19 protein-coding genes and 2 pseudogenes are annotated in these 21,397 nt (G+C 35.1%); 3 read left to right on the forward strand and 18 right to left on the reverse strand.

The window, feature by feature from the left end; translation table 11 throughout:
• Nucleotides 1-158: 158 nt before the first annotated feature.
• The 7 genes and pseudogenes from ACTT1L_RS02000 to ACTT1L_RS02030 all read right to left on the reverse strand — a co-directional run bounded on the left by ACTT1L_RS02000 (nt 159) and on the right by ACTT1L_RS02030 (nt 7,458).
• Nucleotides 159-1,748 (reverse strand): bifunctional metallophosphatase/5'-nucleotidase, encoded by a 1,590-nt coding sequence (locus ACTT1L_RS02000; RefSeq protein ID WP_285000838.1) that lies wholly within the window; start codon nt 1,746-1,748, stop codon nt 159-161.
• A gap of 547 nt (nt 1,749-2,295) precedes the next feature.
• Nucleotides 2,296-3,936: a catalase gene (locus tag ACTT1L_RS02005; protein WP_442821762.1), complete on the reverse strand. Its 1,641-nt coding sequence runs from the start codon at nt 3,934-3,936 to the stop codon at nt 2,296-2,298.
• A 113-nt stretch (nt 3,937-4,049) separates the two neighbouring features.
• Nucleotides 4,050-4,223: pseudogene (locus ACTT1L_RS02010) on the reverse strand (alpha/beta fold hydrolase); the annotation flags it as partial.
• Nucleotides 4,224-4,286: 63 nt separating this feature from the next.
• Complete coding sequence (locus tag ACTT1L_RS02015; protein WP_000388894.1) at nt 4,287-5,237, reverse strand: magnesium transporter CorA family protein; 951 nt, start codon at nt 5,235-5,237, stop codon at nt 4,287-4,289.
• Between the two features lie 305 nt (nt 5,238-5,542).
• Nucleotides 5,543-6,568: a ParM/StbA family protein gene (locus ACTT1L_RS02020; RefSeq protein WP_000839467.1), complete on the reverse strand. Its 1,026-nt coding sequence runs from the start codon at nt 6,566-6,568 to the stop codon at nt 5,543-5,545.
• A 35-nt stretch (nt 6,569-6,603) separates the two neighbouring features.
• The gene (locus ACTT1L_RS02025) at nt 6,604-6,996 is read right to left on the reverse strand and encodes a hypothetical protein (protein WP_000683204.1); all 393 of its coding nucleotides are present in this window, start codon (nt 6,994-6,996) and stop codon (nt 6,604-6,606) included.
• 75 nt (nt 6,997-7,071) lie between these two features.
• A complete protein-coding gene (locus tag ACTT1L_RS02030; RefSeq protein ID WP_000549420.1) occupies nt 7,072-7,458 on the reverse strand; it encodes a general stress protein in 387 nt (128 codons plus the stop codon).
• 119 nt (nt 7,459-7,577) lie between these two features.
• On the opposite strand from ACTT1L_RS02030, the gene ACTT1L_RS02035 reads away from it, so the two are divergent.
• Nucleotides 7,578-7,697 carry an acyl dehydratase gene (locus ACTT1L_RS02035; protein ID WP_074541039.1) on the forward strand — a complete coding sequence of 40 codons (120 nt, stop codon included), beginning with the start codon at nt 7,578-7,580 and terminating at the stop codon, nt 7,695-7,697.
• Nucleotides 7,698-7,800: 103 nt separating this feature from the next.
• On the opposite strand, the pseudogene ACTT1L_RS02040 reads toward ACTT1L_RS02035, so the two are convergent.
• The 3 genes and pseudogenes from ACTT1L_RS02040 to ACTT1L_RS02050 form a co-directional block, all read right to left on the reverse strand.
• Nucleotides 7,801-8,100, reverse strand: a pseudogene (locus ACTT1L_RS02040) (alpha/beta hydrolase); the annotation flags it as partial.
• 98 nt (nt 8,101-8,198) lie between these two features.
• Nucleotides 8,199-8,570: a hypothetical protein gene (locus ACTT1L_RS02045; RefSeq protein ID WP_442821763.1), complete on the reverse strand. Its 372-nt coding sequence runs from the start codon at nt 8,568-8,570 to the stop codon at nt 8,199-8,201.
• 433 nt (nt 8,571-9,003) lie between these two features.
• The gene (locus ACTT1L_RS02050; RefSeq protein ID WP_048556953.1) at nt 9,004-9,876 is read right to left on the reverse strand and encodes a LysR family transcriptional regulator; all 873 of its coding nucleotides are present in this window, start codon (nt 9,874-9,876) and stop codon (nt 9,004-9,006) included.
• A 120-nt stretch (nt 9,877-9,996) separates the two neighbouring features.
• Between ACTT1L_RS02050 and ACTT1L_RS02055 the strand changes: the two genes are divergently transcribed.
• Nucleotides 9,997-10,893, forward strand: a complete 897-nt coding sequence (locus ACTT1L_RS02055) for a DMT family transporter (RefSeq protein ID WP_442821764.1) — start codon at nt 9,997-9,999, stop codon at nt 10,891-10,893.
• Nucleotides 10,894-11,461: 568 nt separating this feature from the next.
• Here ACTT1L_RS02055 and ACTT1L_RS02060 read toward each other — a convergent pair.
• Nucleotides 11,462-11,695: a transcriptional regulator gene (locus ACTT1L_RS02060; RefSeq protein WP_011181751.1), complete on the reverse strand. Its 234-nt coding sequence runs from the start codon at nt 11,693-11,695 to the stop codon at nt 11,462-11,464.
• Between the two features lie 11 nt (nt 11,696-11,706).
• On the reverse strand, nt 11,707-12,336 hold the full coding sequence (locus ACTT1L_RS02065) for a DUF1349 domain-containing protein (RefSeq protein ID WP_001992595.1): 630 nt from the start codon (nt 12,334-12,336) through the stop codon (nt 11,707-11,709).
• Nucleotides 12,337-12,989: 653 nt separating this feature from the next.
• Here ACTT1L_RS02065 and ACTT1L_RS02070 point away from each other — a divergent pair.
• Nucleotides 12,990-13,355: a YxeA family protein gene (locus ACTT1L_RS02070; protein WP_442821765.1), complete on the forward strand. Its 366-nt coding sequence runs from the start codon at nt 12,990-12,992 to the stop codon at nt 13,353-13,355.
• A gap of 35 nt (nt 13,356-13,390) precedes the next feature.
• Here ACTT1L_RS02070 and ACTT1L_RS02075 read toward each other — a convergent pair whose 3' ends face one another.
• The 6 genes from ACTT1L_RS02075 to ACTT1L_RS02100 all read right to left on the reverse strand — a co-directional run bounded on the left by ACTT1L_RS02075 (nt 13,391) and on the right by ACTT1L_RS02100 (nt 21,375).
• A complete protein-coding gene (locus tag ACTT1L_RS02075; RefSeq protein ID WP_208755470.1) occupies nt 13,391-14,101 on the reverse strand; it encodes an alpha/beta hydrolase in 711 nt (236 codons plus the stop codon).
• 103 nt (nt 14,102-14,204) lie between these two features.
• Nucleotides 14,205-14,717 (reverse strand): carbonic anhydrase, encoded by a 513-nt coding sequence (locus ACTT1L_RS02080; RefSeq protein ID WP_098671989.1) that lies wholly within the window; start codon nt 14,715-14,717, stop codon nt 14,205-14,207.
• Between the two features lie 72 nt (nt 14,718-14,789).
• Entirely contained in the window at nt 14,790-17,414 is a 2,625-nt protein-coding gene (locus ACTT1L_RS02085; RefSeq protein ID WP_442821766.1) for a DUF2309 domain-containing protein, read from the reverse strand.
• Nucleotides 17,414-18,946: an NADH dehydrogenase subunit 5 gene (locus ACTT1L_RS02090; RefSeq protein ID WP_048556950.1), complete on the reverse strand. Its 1,533-nt coding sequence runs from the start codon at nt 18,944-18,946 to the stop codon at nt 17,414-17,416. Before ACTT1L_RS02090 ends, ACTT1L_RS02085 begins: the two co-directional genes overlap by 1 nt.
• 625 nt (nt 18,947-19,571) lie before the next feature.
• Entirely contained in the window at nt 19,572-19,934 is a 363-nt protein-coding gene (locus ACTT1L_RS02095; protein ID WP_000798157.1) for a DUF2294 domain-containing protein, read from the reverse strand.
• Nucleotides 19,935-20,286: 352 nt separating this feature from the next.
• The gene (locus tag ACTT1L_RS02100; RefSeq protein WP_001997784.1) at nt 20,287-21,375 is read right to left on the reverse strand and encodes a GerAB/ArcD/ProY family transporter; all 1,089 of its coding nucleotides are present in this window, start codon (nt 21,373-21,375) and stop codon (nt 20,287-20,289) included.
• Nucleotides 21,376-21,397 lie beyond the last annotated feature (22 nt).

A 21,397-nucleotide genomic window follows, 5' to 3' on the forward strand; every position in this document is an offset into this window, starting at 1 on the left:
ATTAGCAATTATACGAATTTCATTTTTTTCGGCATTCTGCATCTAGACGGTATACCTATTAGCCACGGTAAAACTCTATTTCAAATCAAAAAAATAGATTACCTGCACACGAAAAAGTATAGTGCATAGGTAATCTATTTTTTGAGATTAATAAAAACCTAATTTATTTTTTGAATTCTTCCATCAATAATAGACTGAATTGGTTCTTTTGATTTTTTTATGTAATCTACTAATGCTTCAAAATCAGTTGGTCCTGTTTCAGCATCTTTACCGTTTTTAAAGGATACAAATCCATCTCCACCTGAAGCTAGAAATGCGTTTGCAACGACGCTGTAAGTTTTAGAAGGAATCATTTCTTCTCCATTTGTTAGGCGAATACTTGTTACTTTTTCTCCATTAGGTTTGTTTGCATCCCAAGTGTATTGGATCCCTGAAATTTGAAGCATTCTTGTTATATCTTTTTGCCATTGTTGATTTAAAATATCACGAATATCTTGACCCGTTAAATTTACTTTTATTAATTGATTTCCGAATGGTTGAATACCATATATCTCTCCCCATGTAATATCACCAGCATCTAAGTCATTACGAATACCACCAGGATTCATAAGTGCAATTTGAGATTGCATTGTTGCACGCTGGGCATCAGCAACTAAATTTCCAAGAGTAGACTCACCAGCTGTATTTAGTTTGCGATCTAGTGGAGCAATAGACTTACCTACAACTTCATTAACAAGAGGTGCGATTTTTGCTTGATATTTCTCCATCTTCTTCTTTATTTTTTTATCAGGCTCCATGCCTTCATGGTAAGTTGTAACAATTTCTGCTTTTTTCTCAACAATATCTTGTGTTTTACGATCAATCTTTACATCAACATCAGCAAAAGCCATACCGTAAGAATTTGCTTGTACGACAAGTTTATTATTAACAGTTCCATTTACATAAGTGTGGCTATGCCCACCAAAAATAACATCGACTTCTGGATCAGTCTCATTTGCTAATCGGACGATATCACCATTTGTTACGCCGTTCCCATCTGTTGTCCCCCCGTTATGTGCAAGAACAACGATAGATTTAACACCTAGTTTTTTTAATTGCTTTACGGATTTGTTAATAGCTTCAACTTCATCTGTAATTTCTACATTTTTTAGCATAGTAGGCATAACAAGATTAGGCACATCCGTTGTTACGACTCCGATAAATCCAACAGGAACTCCTTGTACCTTTTTTATAGTGAATGGTGGTAAAAATAAACGACCGGTGGATTTATTATAGAAATTTGCGGCAACATATGGGAATTTTGCTCCTTTAAATTTCCCTGTTTTCTCATGGTATCCACCATAAATAAGGCGGTTCATTTCTTCAACACCTTCATCAAATTCATGATTTCCTATCGTTCCAACATCGAATTTTAAATCATTTAGAAATTCAATGGTAGGTTCGTCTTGTAATAATGCTGAAACAGGAGTACTTGCTCCAACAACATCGCCAGCATGTACTTTTAATGTATTCGGATTTTGTTTTTCACGATCGCGTAAATAAGCCCCTAAGTACTCGATTCCCCCTGCATCTTTATTGTTAATTTTTTTTACTGTGTCTAGTTGCCCATGAAAATCGTTAATCCCGAGCATTTGCACATCTATGTAGCGGTTTGATTCTGTACTTGCTTGGGCTGAAGGCACAGCGAATACACTAGTAAAAGTAACTGTACTTAATGCTAAAGCAACTGGAATGATTTTTTTCAACATAAAATTTCTCTCCCCTAATAATTAAAATCTTACATAATACGATGTTATTTTAATATATTAAGAGGATTATTTCTATAAAAATTCTACTAATTATAAAAATTAATAAGATTTTATCGTTTTCTGACAAAAACATTTCTTTATTTTGAGGATTATTCAAAATATTATCTTGATAGTAATATAGCAATCCACCTAAGAGACAAAAAAACTCTAATCCATAAATTTTAGCCGTTAAGAAAAATATTCAACTCGAAACTAATAGAGATTTATCAACCTAACATTTCAATATCAACATTTAAAAATGAGCAAAAATTTCGTTATAGAAGATTTCGATTCTTTAAATTGGTTACAGTGGTGCACTACGCCGCATTCAAAAAGATGCTCCTGGATTTATCCAAGAGCATCTTTTTGAAACTTTATTTTTTATTTGTTTATGAACTATCTTATGATATTTAGTACTTCTCATATAAAAAAACATTTTAACAATCATATGGAAGGCTACCTAACTATTTTCACGGAATCTCTAGGTATTCTACTGTGCTCACTTCAATTAATAAGCATCTGATTCATGGCTTTTCTTTACTGCATCTTTTGTTGCTTCGTTTGCAGCTAATGACCCTTGACCATATTTTGATTTACTTACTTCGCGGCCTGGAAGTTTGTTTTCCGTTTTAGCTTCTTTCATTTTCTTTTCAATACCTTCTTTAACACGACGGCCATAATCTTCATCAGCTTGTGTGAAGTGTTCAATCATCGCATTCTGAATTCTTTTGTCACATACTACAAGTGCTTCAGATAGATTTTTAACCAACTCATTTCGTTCCCACTCCTCAAAACTACGATACGTGTGACCTGCTTGACCATAATTATTAGGACGATCGATTGGTGCACTCATAGCAGCCGCATTGTAAGTTGGTTGGTGTGGATGGTGCTTTTCTTGTTTTGCATCTTTATAACCACCCAGCATAGATGGCTCATAGTTAATATGCGGATTTTCTCCAGACTCTTTCGGATTACGCATATCCATTTGACCACGATGTTGATTTGTACGAACAGGTGCTTTAGGTGCATTAACAGGTAATTGTAGATAGTTTGCACCAACGCGATAACGTTGCGTATCTGAATAAGAGAAAGTACGACCTTGTAGCATTTTATCGTCTGAGAAGTCCATGCCATCAACAAGTACTCCTGTACCAAAAGCAGCTTGTTCAATGTCTGAATGGTAATCAACTGGATTACGATCAAGAACCATACGTCCTACTGGTAACCAGGGGAACTGCTCCTCTGGCCAAAGCTTCGTATCATCAAGAGGATCAAAATCGAGTTCTGGATGATAATCATCCTCCATAATTTGTACAAATAGCTCCCACTCTGGATAATCTTTGCGCTCAATTGCTTCATATAAATCTTGTGTTGCATGACTAACATTCATTGCTTGAATACTGTTTGCATCTTCTTGTGTTAAATTTCGAATTCCCTGCTTCGGCTCCCAGTGATATTTCACCAATACCGCTTCGCCTTTTTCATTTACCCATTTATAAGTGTTCACACCAGATCCCTGCATATGGCGATATGTTGCTGGAATACCCCATGGAGAAAATAAAAATGTAATCATATGCGTTGCCTCCGGGGTACGAGAAACAAAATCAAACATTCTCTGAGGATTCGCCACATTCGAAACCGGATCAACCTTAAACGCATGAATCATATCTGGGAACTTCATCGCATCACGAATAAAGAAAATCTTCAAATTATTCCCTACTAAATCCCAGTTACCATCTTCCGTATACATTTTCACTGCAAAACCTCGTGGATCCCTTGCTGTTTCTGGTGAGTCCTTAGCTCCAGCTACTGTAGAAAAACGAACCATTAACGGTGTTTTTTTGCCAGCCCCCGAAAACACTTTCGCACGAGTATATTTTTCTACCGGCTCATCTCCAACTTTTCCATACGTTTCAAAATACCCAAATGCTCCAGCTCCTCGCGCATGTACTACACGTTCTGGAACCTCTTCTCGATCAAAATGAGAAATTTTTTCGATGAAGTGATAATTTTCAAGTGTTGCTGGACCACGATTCCCAATTGTTCGGATATTTTGATTATCCTTCACAGGGTGCCCCTGTCGTGTTGTCAATGTCTCACGTTTCACGTCTTGTTCCTCTAGAGAATTCATGTCCTGGTTTTCTTCCATAATTGAAAACCTCCTCAAAATTATTCACCTTTAGGTATTTCCATTTATTAGAAAAAATATGATAGAATTGCAAATTATTTATCATGTATCAATTAACAATGATATAGTTGTAATCAGTCCTTTAAGAATAATAGGAGTGCTTCATGTGTTAATTTCCCACTATATTCAAATGGTACAGTTGCATCTGAATCACCATGAATAACAAGGGTAGGTATATTAATCTTGGCTAAATCGCCTCTGAAGTCTGTTTTGCTGAAAGCAGCGATATCCCTATTGTAAAGTCGAAATGATACTACCCCAATTAATAAATATTACTAACCGTATATCTATCATATATTTTATAAACAAGATTAATTAGATTTAAAAAAGGATTTCTTTTTCTTTACTCGTAATAAGTCACCTGTCCATCCTTTCACTCTCATATACAAATACATACCTCCTGTTGTGAAAATAATAAATAAGAGAGCAATTAAATAGCTATATTTCCATTCTAGTTCAGGCATATATTTAAAATTCATCCCCCACAATGCTCCTAAGGCCGTCAAAGGCGTACTTACAGCAGTTAATACAGTAAGAGCTTTCATAATCTCATTCCCACGATGTGAAGAAACAACTTCTTGTAAATGAATCATCGTGTCCAATTCTTCTTGGTACTCTTTAACAAGTTGTAATCCACGCTCTAATTTTACGTTTGTTTGTTTATAACAAAGAGTGTTTGTTAAGTTTTCTAACCAAGCTTCTTTCAGGCCTTGTAACACTTCTTGTATTAAGCGAAACACATGTGTGTTCATAAATAGTTCATGACGAATATGATAAATTCTTTCTAAAACTGCTATGTTATTATGATGATAAAAATCCCATAATACATTCCTAAAATTGTTTTCGAAATAGTCAACCTTTCGCAAGTAGTGAGATATAAAGATTGATAAGATAGCACATAATCCTTCAGCGGAACTATTACAATTTTTCACACTAAAAGAGGAATTATGTATTAATTTTTGGAAATCCTCTTCCTCTTTTTCCTGGACCGTTATGAGTATTCCATGAGCTACGAAATAATGAAGAAATTTTTGAATTTTGGCGTCCTTTTTATCTTGATCAAATAAAAACGAACCATATACACAAGTTTGACTTGATGATAACGTATAAACATATAATCCATTTTCACAAGGAGAACTTATTTTCTTTATAAATTGAGAGAAATAAGATGTTACATCACGAGGAATTATAGAAGAAAGTTTTTCAAGCTCACTAGTTTTCACATGATACCAACTCCATTTCGGCATTTTTATGCATTCCATATTATTCTTCCTTTCTAAATAGTTTTATGTTTGATCGAATCATATCCGTAATATGAAATTTGTATGTAGGTATTCATGTCTTGGAGGAAAAGTTTTTAGATCAACTAAATTACAAAACAAATGGCATAGGAGGTCTTATTCTATTAAAAGGAAGACCCCCTATATATTAGCTATTTTTATTCTCAAATTTAAACATTTCCTCTATACAAGCACTTTTTATCTTTTCTTATAAAGCATTTTTTATATATGGAAAAGAAGCTACATAATTTGGCACGTCTATTCAACGAACTCCATTTCGGTCGTTATTATAATTTAGATTCATATACAGATTGATTGGTGATGTCGTCAAATACTTGACTTCCAATCATGTAGTATCCATGAAGTGCAGCCTCTTTCGAAGCGTCTACCATACGGAAAGAAGAAATTTCACCTTGTATTTTTTCAATTCGTTTTTTGTGGAGATCTACTATTCCTCCTGTCCAAATAATAGTGTCATACTGGTCTAACTTAAATTGTTCTTGTAATACACGCATAACGTCTTGGAAGTGTGCATCCAACTCTTTTTGAATCAAAGTATGAACCTGACTTGTCTGAGGATCTTCTTCTCGACCTCCATATCCTTTTTCTAATATGTTTGGCATATCGTTAATATGCAATTGATTACTTTCACCCGCATGATTCTGCACGATATTCTTAATATTTTTCAAAGGCTTGCTACATCCTAGTTCCGTCTCATAATGATTTAAAATGACATTCTGTTTCATATCTGTCATTTCTAATGTACGAAATCCACCATCAATAATTAAGATACGATCTTGTTCCTGAATGATTCCCTCTTTTAAGAAATAGGCATGTAAAGCGACCGGTTGCTGAAGAATTAAAGCATTTTCCACCGTAATAGTAATAAATTTCCCATCAATTTGCACAGAAGTTTCTTTTTTTAGTGCACGTTGTAATTGCTCATGCTGACTACCAAAATAAGTGACAGGAAGCCCGGTAACAACTAAAGGTAACACGACATTTTCTTTATAATCCTTTGCAATGCAACCAAATATTTGTTGTTTAAACCGTTCGCTTTCATAATAATTTTCTATTTCTTCGTCAAATGGAGGAAGCAATGAAGCGTCAGATTGATGCGCTTCATTTCCCATGTAGTATGCAAAGTCTAAATCTATAAAACTTACCTTTGTTAAATCTTCACTTTCATCATGATTAGGTACAGGGGCTAGTGTGGAAGCTTCACTCTTAATCGTCACCTCAGAATCTACATCCTGTCGATATGCCCGCTTAGTAAAACCAATTCCTACATCAATTGCATACAGAGATTTCATACTTTCTTCCTCACTTTCTCTTTTTAGAATTAAATTTAAGCACTCTCTTCTTTCATATATTTCTTTTCATTTTTCGTTTTTTCTCCGTCTATGTCCTTACTGTTTTGATTTATTTCGTTATCCTTTTCATCTGTTTTCTTTTTGTTCGTTTCGTTTTCTGTTAAGTCTTTAATGGTAGAAATGACAACTGGTGTGGCTGTAAGCAGTTGTGGTAATGTTTGTTTTGCAACATTAGCTGCAGTTACAGAGAATTGTTTACTTGTTTCGGTTACCTTCTCCAATGTTTCCTTTATGTTTCCTTCTTGCAATTTTTCTTTTACGCTTTTTCCTTTTGTTTGTATCGCTTTCCGATTTTCCTTTTTTAATAAGGAGACTATAACTCCAGTCGTAATCCCAATCATAGCGTATTTAAATATTGTATGTTTCATTTTTTCTCACCCTTCTCCACTTTTATTTTCTTCCATGCTACAAGCTAAAATAATTACCTTACCTATTGCAGTCTATTAGAGAGAATAATAGTTTTGCGGTTGCCTATCACTCGCCGTTGGTGTTTCAGCTGTTACTAGGAGTAAGATTCTCCCTTGATCTAGTTTTTCTTCATATAAGTTAGCTTCCTCCTTCGACAACCCCATTTCCTCCATTTGATTTCGGAGTTCGTCCCCTTTTTTGGAGAAAAAGTTGATAATACTTGTGCCCAATCCTTGTTCTTTTACTCCAATCGTATTTATATTTGTATCATCCGCAATCTTTTTTGTTAGATGTTTTTCATGTGTTAAGACGTAAATGTCATCTTGGTGAATCCCTTGTAATTCTAGCTCTTTTACTTTCATAACTACTTCATGTTCATTATCATATTCATGAACCACCGGTTTTCTTTCATTCTTATGCATTGTATTTTTCCTCCTTTAGATTTTTTATTTTCTTATTTAGTTGTTATGTAATATGTAATACACCTATTTTAAAGATGTTAAACCTAAATTTTCAAAAAACTTCACACAATAAGTTATTAATGTTTTTCAATATTAACGAGATGTCACGAGCACTTTCCTTTGATAGCAGTGTTACAAATAACGATTTGTTTGGAAGGCAAGCCCTTTATTTTATAGAAAATTTCTATTTGGAAAAATAAAAAAACACTCCTTTTCAAAGAGTGTTTTAAAAAAATATATAACCTAATAGTAATGTTTCTATTTTAATCGCAGAAAGAAAGTCTTTATTAAAACATATGGTTGCTAATTTAATTGCAGTCTTCCTTGCACCCAAGCAGTAATATCATTTATAACATACTCAGGGATATTAGCAGAATTATAATATTCATCCGTTTTACTTATTTCTTCATAACCTTCTGTAAATAAGGGATTTAACTTTGGATATAGTCGATAATCAACGTTACCTCGTTCTTTTAGTTGTTCTTTCCAAAGAGGGATTTCGATTTTCGATTGAACTTGATAGTCTCGTTCTCCTTGAATAATAAAAAGCGGTGTCTTTTGTTCTTTTGACATTTCCACTGCTTTCATTTTACGGATAGAATCCTTACTTCACAGAATTTTTTTGCTGTTTTCATTATATCCTTACTATACAAATGAAAATATACAAACTTTGCATAAAAAAATGATTTTATAGTACCTTTTTAATATCCATGTCCACCTTGCCAGCCACCATGTCCGCCTTGCCAACCACCGTGTCCGCCCGGCCAACCACCATGTCCACCTTGCCAGCCACCATGTCCACCTTGCCAACCACCATGTCCGCCCGGCCAACCACCGTGTCCACCTTGCCAACCACCGTGTCCACCTTGCCAACCACCGTGTCCGCCTTGCCAACCACCGTGTCCGCCTTGCCAACCACCGTGTCCACCTTGCCAACCGCCGTGTCCACCCGGCCAACCACCGTGTCCACCTTGCCAACCGCCGTGTCCACCTTGCCAACCGCCGTGTCCACCCGGCCAACCACCGTGTCCGCCTTGCCACCAGCCTGCATAGCCTTGTCTCTGTGAGTTCATTCCTTCGCATCCCTTCTTATTAAAAGTTCAAATACTGTAACTGGGTATTCTCTAAATATAATTATGTATCCCAAAAATAAATGTATCCGCAAACATCCCGATTCTTGGTAAAGTAATTATCTAATGAAAAAACATTTATTATTGCAAATCTAAGCTCTATAGTTGGGCTTTAGTTATACAAAGAAAAACGATACTTCACTATTGAAGTATCGCAAAAAAACTATTTACTTACATTATTATGATTATAACCCATCGCCATCAAGCTAAAATTTTATAGTACCCACCAGAATGAAAATTTGTGCTAACTTGTAACAAAAAGCTCATTTTTTCGTTTTGGGGTAATTCTGGATTCTTAGGTTGATGGGTATGTGGAGCTACCCCTATATGGCCTGAAAATCATTGACTGTTGATTTTGTTTTGATTGCCGATATATTCAATCACCATCTAACCATTTTTGAGTATATTCGATAAACCGTTTTGTTGCTGGTAATGCGTGTTTAATTGAAGTAAGTGACAGCCCAAGTGATCGTACAGGTTTATCTTCCAACTCCACAATCGTAACATTTTCGCTTTGTCCTTGTAATGCGAGTTCAGACATGACACTGATTCCCAGCCCGTTCTCCACCATCGCGACAATCACATGATCATCACCGGTTTCGAATTGGATATCGAGCTGAACCCTAGCCGCTTCTAATACTTTCCTAACATCGTAACCGCATGAAGAAGCAGGCATAATAAAAGGCTCTTTCTCGAGCTGATCATACTGAATTATGGATTGTTTACTTAATGAGTGATTTTTAGGAAGGATGCATAACATTCGATCTTTTCTTAGTGGAATAGATTCTAGATGGCCCGATGATGGTAGTGACATAAAACCTAAGTCAATCACCCCTTGTTGAATCCACGTTTCAATCATTCCATAATCACCTTCCATTAATTTGATTTCAATTCGAGGATGCTCCAAGCGAAAGCGATGGATGATTGTAGGCAGCCAGTGGATAGACACGCTTGTAAAGGTACCAATGCGCAAAGTTCCTGCCACTATGCCATTAATATCTGCAACAGTTTGCTTTAATCGCTCATTATGATTTACTACTTCACGAACATGCGTTAAAACACGCTCACCATTTTCCGTTAATCGAACACCTGTTTTATTCCGGAGTAACAATTGAAAACCATACTCCAATTCAAGACTTCTAATCGCATGGCTGACACCTGACTGAGTCAAATTCAGTGCTTCGGCCGCTCTTGATAAGTTCCCCATTTCAACCGTCTTCAGAAAGATTTCTAACTTAGTCAGACTCATCGATTCTCCTACTTTCTCATGTATGAATTTTATTCAAGTATATCATTACATATATTCGTTTTACTAATACTTGAATCACAATTAAACTAAGTACATAAAAATTTTAAAGGAGAACTAAAAATGAAACCAATAAAGGCTAATCTTATGATCTTACTTGTTACAATGACCTGGGGTACTTCCTATCTTTTTATGAAAATCGGATTGGAAACTGTCCCTTCATTTTCTCTTGTTGCATTGCGCTTTGGTATTGCTTTTTTGGTTTGTGCTGCTGTTTTTTTTAAACAAATTCGTTCAATTCATTTTGTCACTCTAAAATACGGCTTTATTCTAGGATTTTTACTTTTCGTTGTATCTGCTTCAGTCATCTTAGGTTTAAAAACGACATCAGCTTCAAATGCTGGTTTTCTAGCCAGTTTGACCGTAATCTTTATCCCTTTATTATCTATCGTTCTGTTCAAGGATCGACTGAGTTACAGACTGATCATTAGTTCCCTTGTTGCAATGACTGGAATTGGTTTACTGACTTTGAATAATCAATTAACACTCAATTCTGGAGATTTACTTTGTATACTAGCTGCTCTCTTTTATGCTTTTCATATTATTGTCACCGGAAGAGCGGCTAAAGTTGCCAATACATTGCAGCTTGGGATTCTTCAGTTGGGATTTGCAGGAGGGTTTGGCGTACTCTCTGCCCTGATTTTCGAAGAGCCGCAACTTCCATCCACTAAAGAGAGTTGGATCGCTGTACTGGTGTTAAGTATTTTCTGCAGTGCTTTTGCCTACATCATTCAGGCGATGGTACAGAAATACACAACACCGACACATACAGGACTCATTTTTTCATTAGAACCTGTATTTTCTGCACTGTTTGCATACCTGTTCATGAACGAATTATTGTCAATCCAAGGGTATATCGGAGCATTACTTATTCTAAGCGGTGTTATACTTGCTGAGATAAAGGTAAAACGAAAATCTACATTTAAAGCAAAAAAGAGAGAGATGGAATGCACAGAGTAGTACTATAAATCCTAATTTATATATAGTTTTCCTAATTACAATAAAATTCTAATACAATTAAGTAAACTTTTTTAATTGATATTTTCAGGATACGCCTTTTTTATTAGCCAACTGCCATCCTCAAGTGGTAAAAGCACTTAAATATCAAACCATTCTTCTGCCAAATGGCGAGCTTCATCTTGGAAACGTAGGAGAACTTCTGGTACATTGGATGGCTTAGATTTACTCTCGCTTTTGATATGCTCCTGAATAGTAGCATCCCGACGAATGAAGATTCTTTCACGATTTATCACAACCTCTTTCATTCTTTTTAGTTTAAAAAGACGGATCGTTTCTTTCTCTAGGCAATAAATTTGTTAATACTTATTCTCTTCCTTTGAGAATGAGCATATGTAGCTCTACTATTCGCTTGTAAACTTCACCTTTTGCATCTGAATAGGTGAAGTTTACTAATACATAGCCATCTAACGCTTCGTCTAATACTTTTAGTTTCGGTCGAAAATACCCAATACCATCCCAAGAAGAATAATTGATTAGTACGCGGTTTGTTTTATTTTGAAATTCTTCTTCATATGATGGCTATATAATAACTATGTATTTTTTCTACTAGACGTCGGTATTGCTCTCTACCATATGAAGTGGAGATACTACGGAGAGCGGTAACGATAGCAGCAAGCTCATCATTTATTAGAACATTTCGATCCAGACGATAACCTTCTGGCAAACCAACGCCACTATTTATTCCTTGATAGATGACAATTGGAATGCCAGCTGCATTGATTGCATCAATATGATACCTCAAAACGTTCCACTTTAATAAACTTTTGTATTATCATCTATATTTTCAATCTTAATAAATTCAAACTCTGCTTCATACCCATCTCCTTGTGGACTGCAAGCATAAATGCCAACTTTCATGCAATCTTTTTCTTCAAAAAGGTGAACCATTCTTATTTGTTTCCATAAATCCCCGTCTAATGAATAATCAACGTAGTAATTATTTCCCCTTCTTGTTATGCGATAATAAAGAGAATTTAAATCTCCAAAAAACTCCTGACTAGACCAATCAGAATATCCATTCTTTGTTACAACAACACCTAATTTACTATTGTCATCAGGTATATACTCAACCGATGTCTTTAACCAAGTATCTTTTGAAAATCGAACCATTAAACCTGCTTGATCATATCTATTCGCTGGTTTAGATTTTACTTTCGTGATCAATCTAAAGTCTCCATTTAGTTCATAGTATAAAAAATGTCCATTATCAACTTGAAATTCATAATGTGTTTTTTGCCAGAAATCTGTCTCTTTATCCGGTTTGACTATTAACTTCGATTTATTGCTATTAACCTCCCAATCTTTAGGGGGAGAAAACCACTTTAAACTTTTATCAAATTCCGCATTATTAAATTCTTCTATTAATTTATATTGATTATTCATGAACAATATCCCCTTAATCTTTTATATTTATTAATGAAGGAACTAACCTTTTTCAAATTTGCATTTTAACTAGATAAAATACAAAAAACTCCCGTTCCTATAAAAGGGACGAAAGCTAATCCGCGTTGCCACTCTAGTTAAAAACGTAAAAATATACGCCCTCCACTTAAATTATTAACTGCTTGTAGGTGGAAACGATTACGCACTTCACATTGAATTGTTCCTCATTTCCCTCAAGGACGGATTCACAAGTTCCTTCTATCAGTTTACACCACCCACCGGCTCTCCAAAAAAACTACTTGTACTATTTCCCTTTATCGCTTTCAAACAATATATATTTTAATTATCATCACTTTACAATAATTCTGTGTATTTATCAAGGGATGTTTTTCAAAATAAAATATATTCATAATTAATTCACGAAATTACATTTCCTAATATATAAGGAGTTTATATTTTATCTAGAAATATTGTATTTTGCATAAAAGCCACGAAGATATAAATAAAAAATAATACGATTTGTACGAAAGAATAACCATACAATGGCTCCTTAAAACATCTATTTAAGAAAAACTTAAGAAATTCACTTCTAAATTCATAAGAATTTTTTCCTATACTTAAAAATAAGTAATTTAACAAGAGGAGAAACGATCATGAAAAAATTTGTAATTTGCATAATAGGAATAGGTCTTCCTATATACTTACTACCTTTCATATTACGCGGGGATTTAGACAGATTTAATCCGATTGCTGAAGAAAAAAATGTATATGCGGTTGCGCAAGGTTATGGCGTTCCAGATTATCATTATAAAGGCCGGGCTATTTACTCACTAAAAAGTTTTGATGAATTAAGCAATGAGAAAGAATATAAAGTGGGAACGAACACGCCTAATGATTTTATAAGAAAAACTTACTTAAAAATTCATGTGAAAGGAAAGTATGTGTATTCTTACGACATTATCACTGAAAAGGATATTCCGAAGAAAATAAGAAGGAAATTGGAAATAGAAGTTAAATAAAAGAGCCCACTCGTATGAGTTGGCTCTCCGGTCTATCATTGTTTCAATAGCCATTCTTCCATTACTTTCACTGTTTCATCTCGTTGTGCTTTTGGCGTAATTAAACTCGCATTATCACCTTTTTGCTCGCCATACATGCCAAAATGAGCATGATTGCCCCCTTTTATCATGTGCATAGTTGTATTTTTTGACATGAACTTTTTATTGTTCTCTATTTTTTCTACAGTTGCTAAAGCATCTACTTCCCCGTAAATTGATAACATTGGAATCGACTTAGTAGAGAAGTCATCTGCAGGATACGAACCTAAGAAAATAATCCCGTCTACCTTTTCTTCATGTTGAAAGGCATACTTAGAAATCATAGCTCCGCCCATTGAATGCCCCGCAACATACCATTTTTGAACTTCCGGATACTTTTCAATTACACTATCTACCTCATTGATTCCAAGTATCGCTAAGTTTAATGGTAATTTAGGCATTACTACAAAATGTCCATCTTTTGCAAGTGCTTCCCCTAAGTAACTATAAGCCTCCGCTTCTACTTTCGCTCCTTGATAAAAAATAACCCCTATTTTAGCATCTTTCTCTCCAAAAGCTATATAATCTTCATCTTTTTTATCATCCACTAACGACAAAGCCTCTTTCGTCGGTTTGTAACTAAACTGAGACCAAACAAAAAAACTAATACTTCCTATAAGTAAAATACCTAGTAAAGAGTACAGCATAATTTTTATCCATTTCTTCACAAAGATGACCTCCCTAAGATGTATATATTCTATATTTTAGATTACCATTCATACACATAAAAACTCGAGCATTTTTATTATGCTCAAGTTTTTATTTACGTTTTTAATTTATGCATTCAGCTACTTTATTAGCTGAAACTTTAACAACTGTTTCTTTTCCACCTGTTTTATCAATCATGAAGCCATGAACTTTAACATTAGAAGGCACTAACGGATGATGACGAATCATATCTATACTCTTCTCAATATTTTCACTAATATTTCCTTTTCCACTTAGCCATTCCTCAAGGCTACCACTTGAAAATTCAGGCATACAATTTTCAAAGAGATAGTCTAGTTCCTTGTTATTTTTTATAGAATCACGTTGAATTTGCAGATTAAATACATTAGTTTCTTTATCCTCTATTCCGACAACAAAAATTTCTTCCACATTTTCTTCATAAATAGCAATAATAATAGACCTCATTATATCTCCAAAAGGATGTACAATTACAGAATCACAGCTGTGTATAGTCAACATATTTTCTCGTTGAATGTTAGTTACTTGTTGGATAATAGGCTCTATTCCTTGTTCCATCTCTGTTAACAATAAAACCTTTTTATGCTTTGCATTCATATATAGCACTCCTTCTTCATGATTGTATTTATGAAACTTTTAAGCTAGTAACAATGATTCATTACATGATTTTTACCAGTTTTTCCAGCGTCCCTCTGGATCAATACTTGCAAGTCTGACCCATCCATTTTGAACTTTTTCTCGAAATGTGAAATCCTTATTTAGCAAACGTTCTATATATTTAGTAGGCGCTTGAATTACAATGAGTAAACGAAGTGGTGAGTGATACGTTTCACTATCTGACTGCATAACGGATTGCCAAGGTAAGCCTGATAACAAATCACTTGCATTTCCTTGCATAACACCGAGACCTGCCGTAACGGTTTGTGTTGTTTTGTTTCCACTACCATAATAATGAGGAGCTACAGTTGAAGCGTAATATTGTAGATTGATCCACTGCGCTACTGTTCCTGGTCCCGCTATAATGCTAGCTAAGATATCGCCATTTTCATCCTGTTTCCAATCATAATTATGAAGGAAAGCCCTACCTTCTAAGTCACAATCCTGAGTCAATTCACGCTGCCCGATAATAAAAGATGCATTACGAGCTAATCCCCATTCCGGACGTATTTCACTCCAATCTTCTGCAAATCGGTGCGCCTCTTTACTCGGATTTTTTATTTTCGTTTTAAAATGAGGTAATTGCATTAAACGCTCTCTATTTGCATGTTGGCTTACATTCGGCATAATCGACTCAATACTATCAAATGCTTCTTGCGCAGTTTCCGAAAGTTCTGGGACGTAAATCCATTCCAATTCATCCACTGTTGTTTTATGTTCAGCTGCTGCAAAAACGGTGTCCTCAGGAATTTTAATGCCTTCAGCAGACAACGCCTCTCTTACTTCTGGAAGATTACATAAAGTAGCGAAAACTTTTGCATTGAACCCTCCTGCTGCTCCGCCACAAGCACCACACTCAAGCGCTGCAGCATAAGGGTTGTTCGTGCTTTGACTACTGTGTCCGCACATTACAACTAAAGGCGCGAATTTTTCTGTCAGTCCCACCATTTTTAAAGCTTGACGCACATAGTTCACTTTTTCTTCTTTCGTAAAGCCGATAGGTATCTCACATTTTGTATCATGGACATGATTAAGTGAGAATGTTGTATTAGGTTTTTGTAACATATTTTTACGAAGGTTACGAATGAAGCCACCTACTCTTCTTGGCACAAAACTCCTTGTTATCATTTGTAAACCAAGTAAAGGGCCACTTACCTCAGGTAATAGCATACTTGTCAGTACATTTTTTTTCATCGTCTTAAACGTATAACTTACTGAGCTGTCTATCTTTTTACGCTGCTCATAAGATTTATATTCATTTTCATCCGCGAGTTCTTTTATTTGATGTTTCGGTTTTAATATAACTGGCAAAGAAGGATGGCTGTTATTACTGCCTAGTTCAGTAGTCGCAATTGGTAACCCAAAGAAACCAGCTATTCCAAACGTTTCAAACGGACCTAATTTTTCAAGGTGGCGACGAAACGGTTCTGAACGTACATCAATACAAAATGCTAATTGAGCTACTACATGCTTTTTATCATTCGTTGCACGTTGTTTAGAAGCGATCTTCTCCCTTAATTGCTCTGCATGCGTCTGTTCCCAAGCTTCTAGCCAAAGTTTCTTGCGAGTATTTTCATCAAAGCGATAAGCGAATGCTAATAATTCACTTTGTTCAGTTGCAGACATTTGTAACCATTTCTCTACTGAAATATCCCCCCAATAGATCCAAGAAGCTATAAGTGGGACGATCGAAACTTTTTTCTCAACCTTTTGATTTTTCAAAGGTAAATACGGTTTTACAATGGCTAGCTCCATAGAAATTCGAACTGCTAAATATTGTATGAGAAGTTCCTGTTCCTCAATTGATTGTTGCGAGCGCCATCGTATCATTCCTGCCCATCCAGGCAAAGAAAGTAAGTGCCCTTCAAGGTAAGCTTGCCTGTTAGATTCAGAAATTCCTAGTTCAGATAATGCTTTTGTTAAAGCTATAAGGGCATCTTCTGGCCAATCTTTTAAAACTTTACGTTCAGTTTTACTGAGCGCTGGATCAAATGTAATAAGGTGGTGCCACGCACGATACAAACCTTTCTCTCGGTTTGGCATCGTCCAACTTGATCCGGAGTCATCAAGATATAATTTACACCATTTAATAATATGGTAATTAAGAACATCTGATAGGTTGTCACCCTTTTGATTCTCTATAAGTGAACTGATTGGTTGCATAGAAGAGTCTTCCATACTTCCTGTATTTATATAACTTATTTCTTCTGCTAATTTATTTAATTCTGGCGATGATAATAAACTAGAAGGTAATCTCTCTAACTTTAAAGCTGCTTGGCAAAAACGCTCTGCTCTCTCTCGAGGAATATGAAAAGATTGTGAATCAAGCCAACGAGACAAGCCTATTTGTAAAAATGATTCCTCAATCTCCCCTTTCATCTTTGCCGAATGAATCATGGAGGCACTAGGATATATATCTACATTACGAGCTTCTTTTAACCAATCTGCAACTTGTTCAAATGATTGTTTTTCAAGTCCCATCCAAGGGTGATGAGCTGCAAAGGTTGAGATAGGCCAAAGTGGTGCAATCACTCGGCTAGCAGATTCAACTAAATCATTCATATTCTTTTCTTGTATTTCAATGTTTGTATCTTTCTTTTTTAAAGTTTCTTTCGTTACGATTGACTGTATGCTCATCACTGATTACCTCCCTTTGATACATCATGTTTCAGATAGCTTGGATGACTTTCTACTGACTTTTGTCTCGCTTCACCTACTCGAACGAACCAAAGATACATTACAGCAAATATTGTAGAAGATTGATTACGAGTAACGAGAGTACTAATAACACTACCAAATAATAAGAGACTTATAACAAAAATAACGGCTGGAGCTGAAGGTTGAACATTTTGATACATGTCAGTATGCAACCATTTATAAAGAGAGTTATGAACGGTAAAGTAAATGAGAGAAAATCCACTCAAAACAATTAAGCCAGCAATTCTTCCCATTCTTCCCTCTCCAAAAACAACAAGCTGTTTCCATGAAACGTATAATGACCAACCTAAGATGAACGCACTAACGAATTGATACCCCTCTCCAGAAGTCATAAACCAGAAAGCAATTGCTATAAATAATCCGAAAACACGTCCGACTATCATCCATAAATTGGACATCTTTTCATTAGATTGCTTCACTCCCTCAAAACGTTGTACGGAAGAACCAGCTTGTAAAAACAGTGTGGCTTTAAATAAACCATGTAACATTAAATGTATAACAGCTGCTAAATACGCTCCTAATGCGCATTGAATCAGCATAAACCCCATTTGTGCAATAGTGGATCCTACTAGCTGACGTTTATAATCAACTTGGACTAAACTAATTCCTGTTCCTATTAAGACAGAAATACTAGAGAAAATGAGTAAAATGATTTGTGCAATATCATCATGAAAAAGAGGTGAAAATCTAGTTAACATGATACCACCAGCATTTACTAAACCCGCATGCATAATAGCCGAAACAGGCGTCGGAGCAACAGCTGATTCAATTAACCATCTTTGGAAAGGCCATTGTGCTGCTGGAATCATCACAGCTACTATAATCAATAAGTTAATTCCTGTTTTCTCCAATGTTCCAAATTGAGCTACATTTTCATTCGTTACAACTGATGTTAACTGCCACTGTCCAGTTATTTGAAACAGCCAAATGATAGCTGATAGCAAGGCAATCCAACTTATTGTAAATAAATAGCCTGAGATTTTTGTTGCTTCACTAACTACCTTCCACCCTTTATTTAGCCCGATGAGTAGAACCAATCCTATAAGAGTTGCTCCCCAACACATAATCATGAAGCGAAGATCATCACTTAACCATGCGACCGAAGATACACCTGTAGTAAATGTAAAAAGTGCAAAGTATTTTCGATATGAGCGATCTCCCATTAAGTAACGTACAGAGAAACGCTGAATGATTAAACCAATTGTAAGAACGAAGAAAGCCATGAACCAAGCTAAAGTATCTAGATGCCAAGGCCCCACAACTCTATCTCCATTGTGATTAACAAGTGCAAGTAAAGAAACCAATGAAGGCAAAGCAGCGATACCAATATGGATATGAACAAAACGTAAAGGCATCCTTGCATGTAAAAACAATAATCCACTTAGCCAAGAAGCACTAAGCGCGATAAAAAATAATGTTAACAGTGTTGATGAACTTAGCGAAATTAACATGTAAAATACTCCCTTCCAAACGAAAATAACCTATAAAAATTCCTTTTCATTACGATAGTTTTTTTAATTTCAATTTTTATTCACTCTTTTTCGTACATCGTTTTTTCCATAAAAAAAACCGACAACTTCCATAATTCAATGATTTTATATCATCATTGAATTATGGAGATTGTCGGTTTCACTTCAACTAACTTCAATAAAGTTTTTTGAAGAGCTCCCATTTTATAGAGGATAGTAATATATGTATTACTCCTATGAAAAATAACAGTATATCTCTGATCTCCTAGATTATGCAATCAATATATCAATTTATGTTATGCGCTATCTTTTAATTAAGAAACTTTTTCATTTAGTCAATATTACATATTAAAAAAATGCTAAAGCCTTAATTATAGCAAACAGTTAAAATAAGCATCTATTAATTTTTAAAACAATTATAAGATAAACCATATTAAGCAGTTTGTCAATTTATTTATCCATTTTTTCAAGCATTATTTCAATCAAAATTCATTATACGTAAATAATTTCAAGTTTTTAATTATTATCATGTTAATAATTATAAATAAAGTGCAAAACTTTTAGGTTTCTTAATTATCTCCCACTAACACTACGGTGATTTTAATTTTTAAAATTTCTCCTCAAGATTATGGAACAATTTAAAAATCATTACTCGTTCACCAGTACGAGAACTTATATCCGTATGAAAACTTTTTACTTCTTCTCCAGTTAATTCTAGTATAATCTCTTTCAAATCGTCAATTCCAGATTCAACTAGCTCCGAACGATTTTTCTTTATCGTTAGCATACCGTCTTTCGTTTCGCAAACAGTGTACTCAGCCGGTGTTAAAATACCTTGTAAATTTACGATAATCATATCTCGTAATATATCTGTCTTAACGGATATAGACCCGCGTCCTAGGTAGTCCTTCTCCCAGTGCGTAATTGCTTTACTTATCTCTGATTCAATAGAACCTTTTGAGTTTTTCATTTATGTATCCTCCTTCAATAAAATAAATTTACAATAACAATATAATAATCTGGATTGATTTTATTTTCAATTATTGAGAACAATTTATAGGAATCGTTGTAGGGTATCCTTTAGGATTAAACTAAGTTTTTATATTGCAATATACGTTTTTTTGATTATCCCAAATAAGCTACTCTTACTATAAGGACTCTGTTGCATACATTTCTAAAAAGGACATTCCGGAGAAAATAAGATATCTCTTATAACGTAATATACAAATAAAAAAGCCTACGCTGGTGAGTAGGCTCGTTCTCTTTTTATTTTAGTCAAAAAGCTATACATACCTTCATTCGAACACATTACCAGATTAGGTTTATGCATATTTCCTTCGAATTTTCCCAACCACCAATAACAGAAAGGGAATTCCAAACATGTAAACCGGAAATGCAACTGGAATCACAAAAAATAGGTAGTAATAATGAGTAAATGTTTGGATATTTTTAACTGATACAGCTATGATGAACGAAATAGGAGCAAGAACCAAAGCTACTTTTCGCCAATCCTTTAAATGAAATATTTGTGCTGTTCCATAACAAGCGATAAACATGTATAACGCCAGTTTAACAAAAATACTAAAAAACCAAATAATCACTATCAAAATATCTACATTTTGAATGAACTCCATGACGGATATGTACCGGCTCAAATCGTAAACCGGATACAAAAAACTTGAAGATAGATTCGGACCGAATGTTAAAATGACCGCTAATGTTCCGATCGTTACCATGAAAACGGCCAGTCCTACTCCCCACATTGCCCGCGATGACGCTTGTTCTGGTTTGTCCATAAAGAAAACGAACATCATCATCATGACAGCCTCCCCGAAAAATGCAGCTACAGGAGTATAGGAGCCTTTAAGTATGGGAAGCCATCCAGAATCATGATAAATAGGCCGCATATAATCCCAATTCATATTGCCAATATTCAAAATGATTACAAACGTTATCATTAAAAGTACAATTGGCCCTATAATTTCACTTAAACGTCCAATCCCCTCCACCCCGCCTTGGTAAATAATAAAAATGAGCAATAACATCGCAGTCAAGACAATAACCCACAAAGGTGTATTATGAAACAAAGCGATAATAATGAACTCACCAAATTCACGGACGGTTATCCAAATTATCATGTACCATCCAAAGAAGTAAGGAATCAGCAGCAGCTTTCCTAGCCATTTACCAAGAATGGTTTGACTAAATTCAATTAGCGTTTGTTTCGGATAGAGCGAACCAAGTGTAGTTGCCAAAAAAGTAAGAACAACCCCTATCCCCCCTGCAATCAAGATCGAAATCCACGCATCTTGTTTGGCAGTGCGAATCGTCGCTGGAATAACTAGAAGGAGTGATTGTCCCACTTCAAATGTGAACATCATCCAAAAGATTTGCCTGCCAGAGATTTTCATTGAATTTCTCACACTCTATATT

It is taken from the genome of Bacillus sp. FH, from assembly GCF_052216825.1.
Lineage (GTDB): Bacteria > Bacillota > Bacilli > Bacillales > Bacillaceae_G > Bacillus_A > Bacillus_A paranthracis.

What these genes read in the sequence shown, in the direction of transcription:
- ACTT1L_RS02000 (WP_285000838.1), bottom strand. Translation starts at nt 1,748, where the DNA reads ATGTTGAAAAAAATCATTCCAGTTGCTTTAGCATTAAGTACAGTTACT.
- ACTT1L_RS02005 (WP_442821762.1), bottom strand. Translation starts at nt 3,936, where the DNA reads ATGGAAGAAAACCAGGACATGAATTCTCTAGAGGAACAAGACGTGAAA.
- ACTT1L_RS02015 (WP_000388894.1), bottom strand. Translation starts at nt 5,237, where the DNA reads ATGGAATGCATAAAAATGCCGAAATGGAGTTGGTATCATGTGAAAACT.
- ACTT1L_RS02020 (WP_000839467.1), bottom strand. Translation starts at nt 6,568, where the DNA reads ATGAAATCTCTGTATGCAATTGATGTAGGAATTGGTTTTACTAAGCGG.
- ACTT1L_RS02025 (WP_000683204.1), bottom strand. Translation starts at nt 6,996, where the DNA reads ATGAAACATACAATATTTAAATACGCTATGATTGGGATTACGACTGGA.
- ACTT1L_RS02030 (WP_000549420.1), bottom strand. Translation starts at nt 7,458, where the DNA reads ATGCATAAGAATGAAAGAAAACCGGTGGTTCATGAATATGATAATGAA.
- ACTT1L_RS02035 (WP_074541039.1), top strand. Translation starts at nt 7,578, where the DNA reads ATGTTTTTCAATATTAACGAGATGTCACGAGCACTTTCCTTTGATAGC.
- ACTT1L_RS02045 (WP_442821763.1), bottom strand. Translation starts at nt 8,570, where the DNA reads ATGAACTCACAGAGACAAGGCTATGCAGGCTGGTGGCAAGGCGGACAC.
- ACTT1L_RS02050 (WP_048556953.1), bottom strand. Translation starts at nt 9,876, where the DNA reads ATGAGTCTGACTAAGTTAGAAATCTTTCTGAAGACGGTTGAAATGGGG.
- ACTT1L_RS02055 (WP_442821764.1), top strand. Translation starts at nt 9,997, where the DNA reads ATGAAACCAATAAAGGCTAATCTTATGATCTTACTTGTTACAATGACC.
- ACTT1L_RS02065 (WP_001992595.1), bottom strand. Translation starts at nt 12,336, where the DNA reads ATGAATAATCAATATAAATTAATAGAAGAATTTAATAATGCGGAATTT.
- ACTT1L_RS02070 (WP_442821765.1), top strand. Translation starts at nt 12,990, where the DNA reads ATGAAAAAATTTGTAATTTGCATAATAGGAATAGGTCTTCCTATATAC.
- ACTT1L_RS02080 (WP_098671989.1), bottom strand. Translation starts at nt 14,717, where the DNA reads ATGAATGCAAAGCATAAAAAGGTTTTATTGTTAACAGAGATGGAACAA.
- ACTT1L_RS02085 (WP_442821766.1), bottom strand. Translation starts at nt 17,414, where the DNA reads ATGAGCATACAGTCAATCGTAACGAAAGAAACTTTAAAAAAGAAAGAT.
- ACTT1L_RS02090 (WP_048556950.1), bottom strand. Translation starts at nt 18,946, where the DNA reads ATGTTAATTTCGCTAAGTTCATCAACACTGTTAACATTATTTTTTATC.
- ACTT1L_RS02095 (WP_000798157.1), bottom strand. Translation starts at nt 19,934, where the DNA reads ATGAAAAACTCAAAAGGTTCTATTGAATCAGAGATAAGTAAAGCAATT.
- ACTT1L_RS02100 (WP_001997784.1), bottom strand. Translation starts at nt 21,375, where the DNA reads ATGAAAATCTCTGGCAGGCAAATCTTTTGGATGATGTTCACATTTGAA.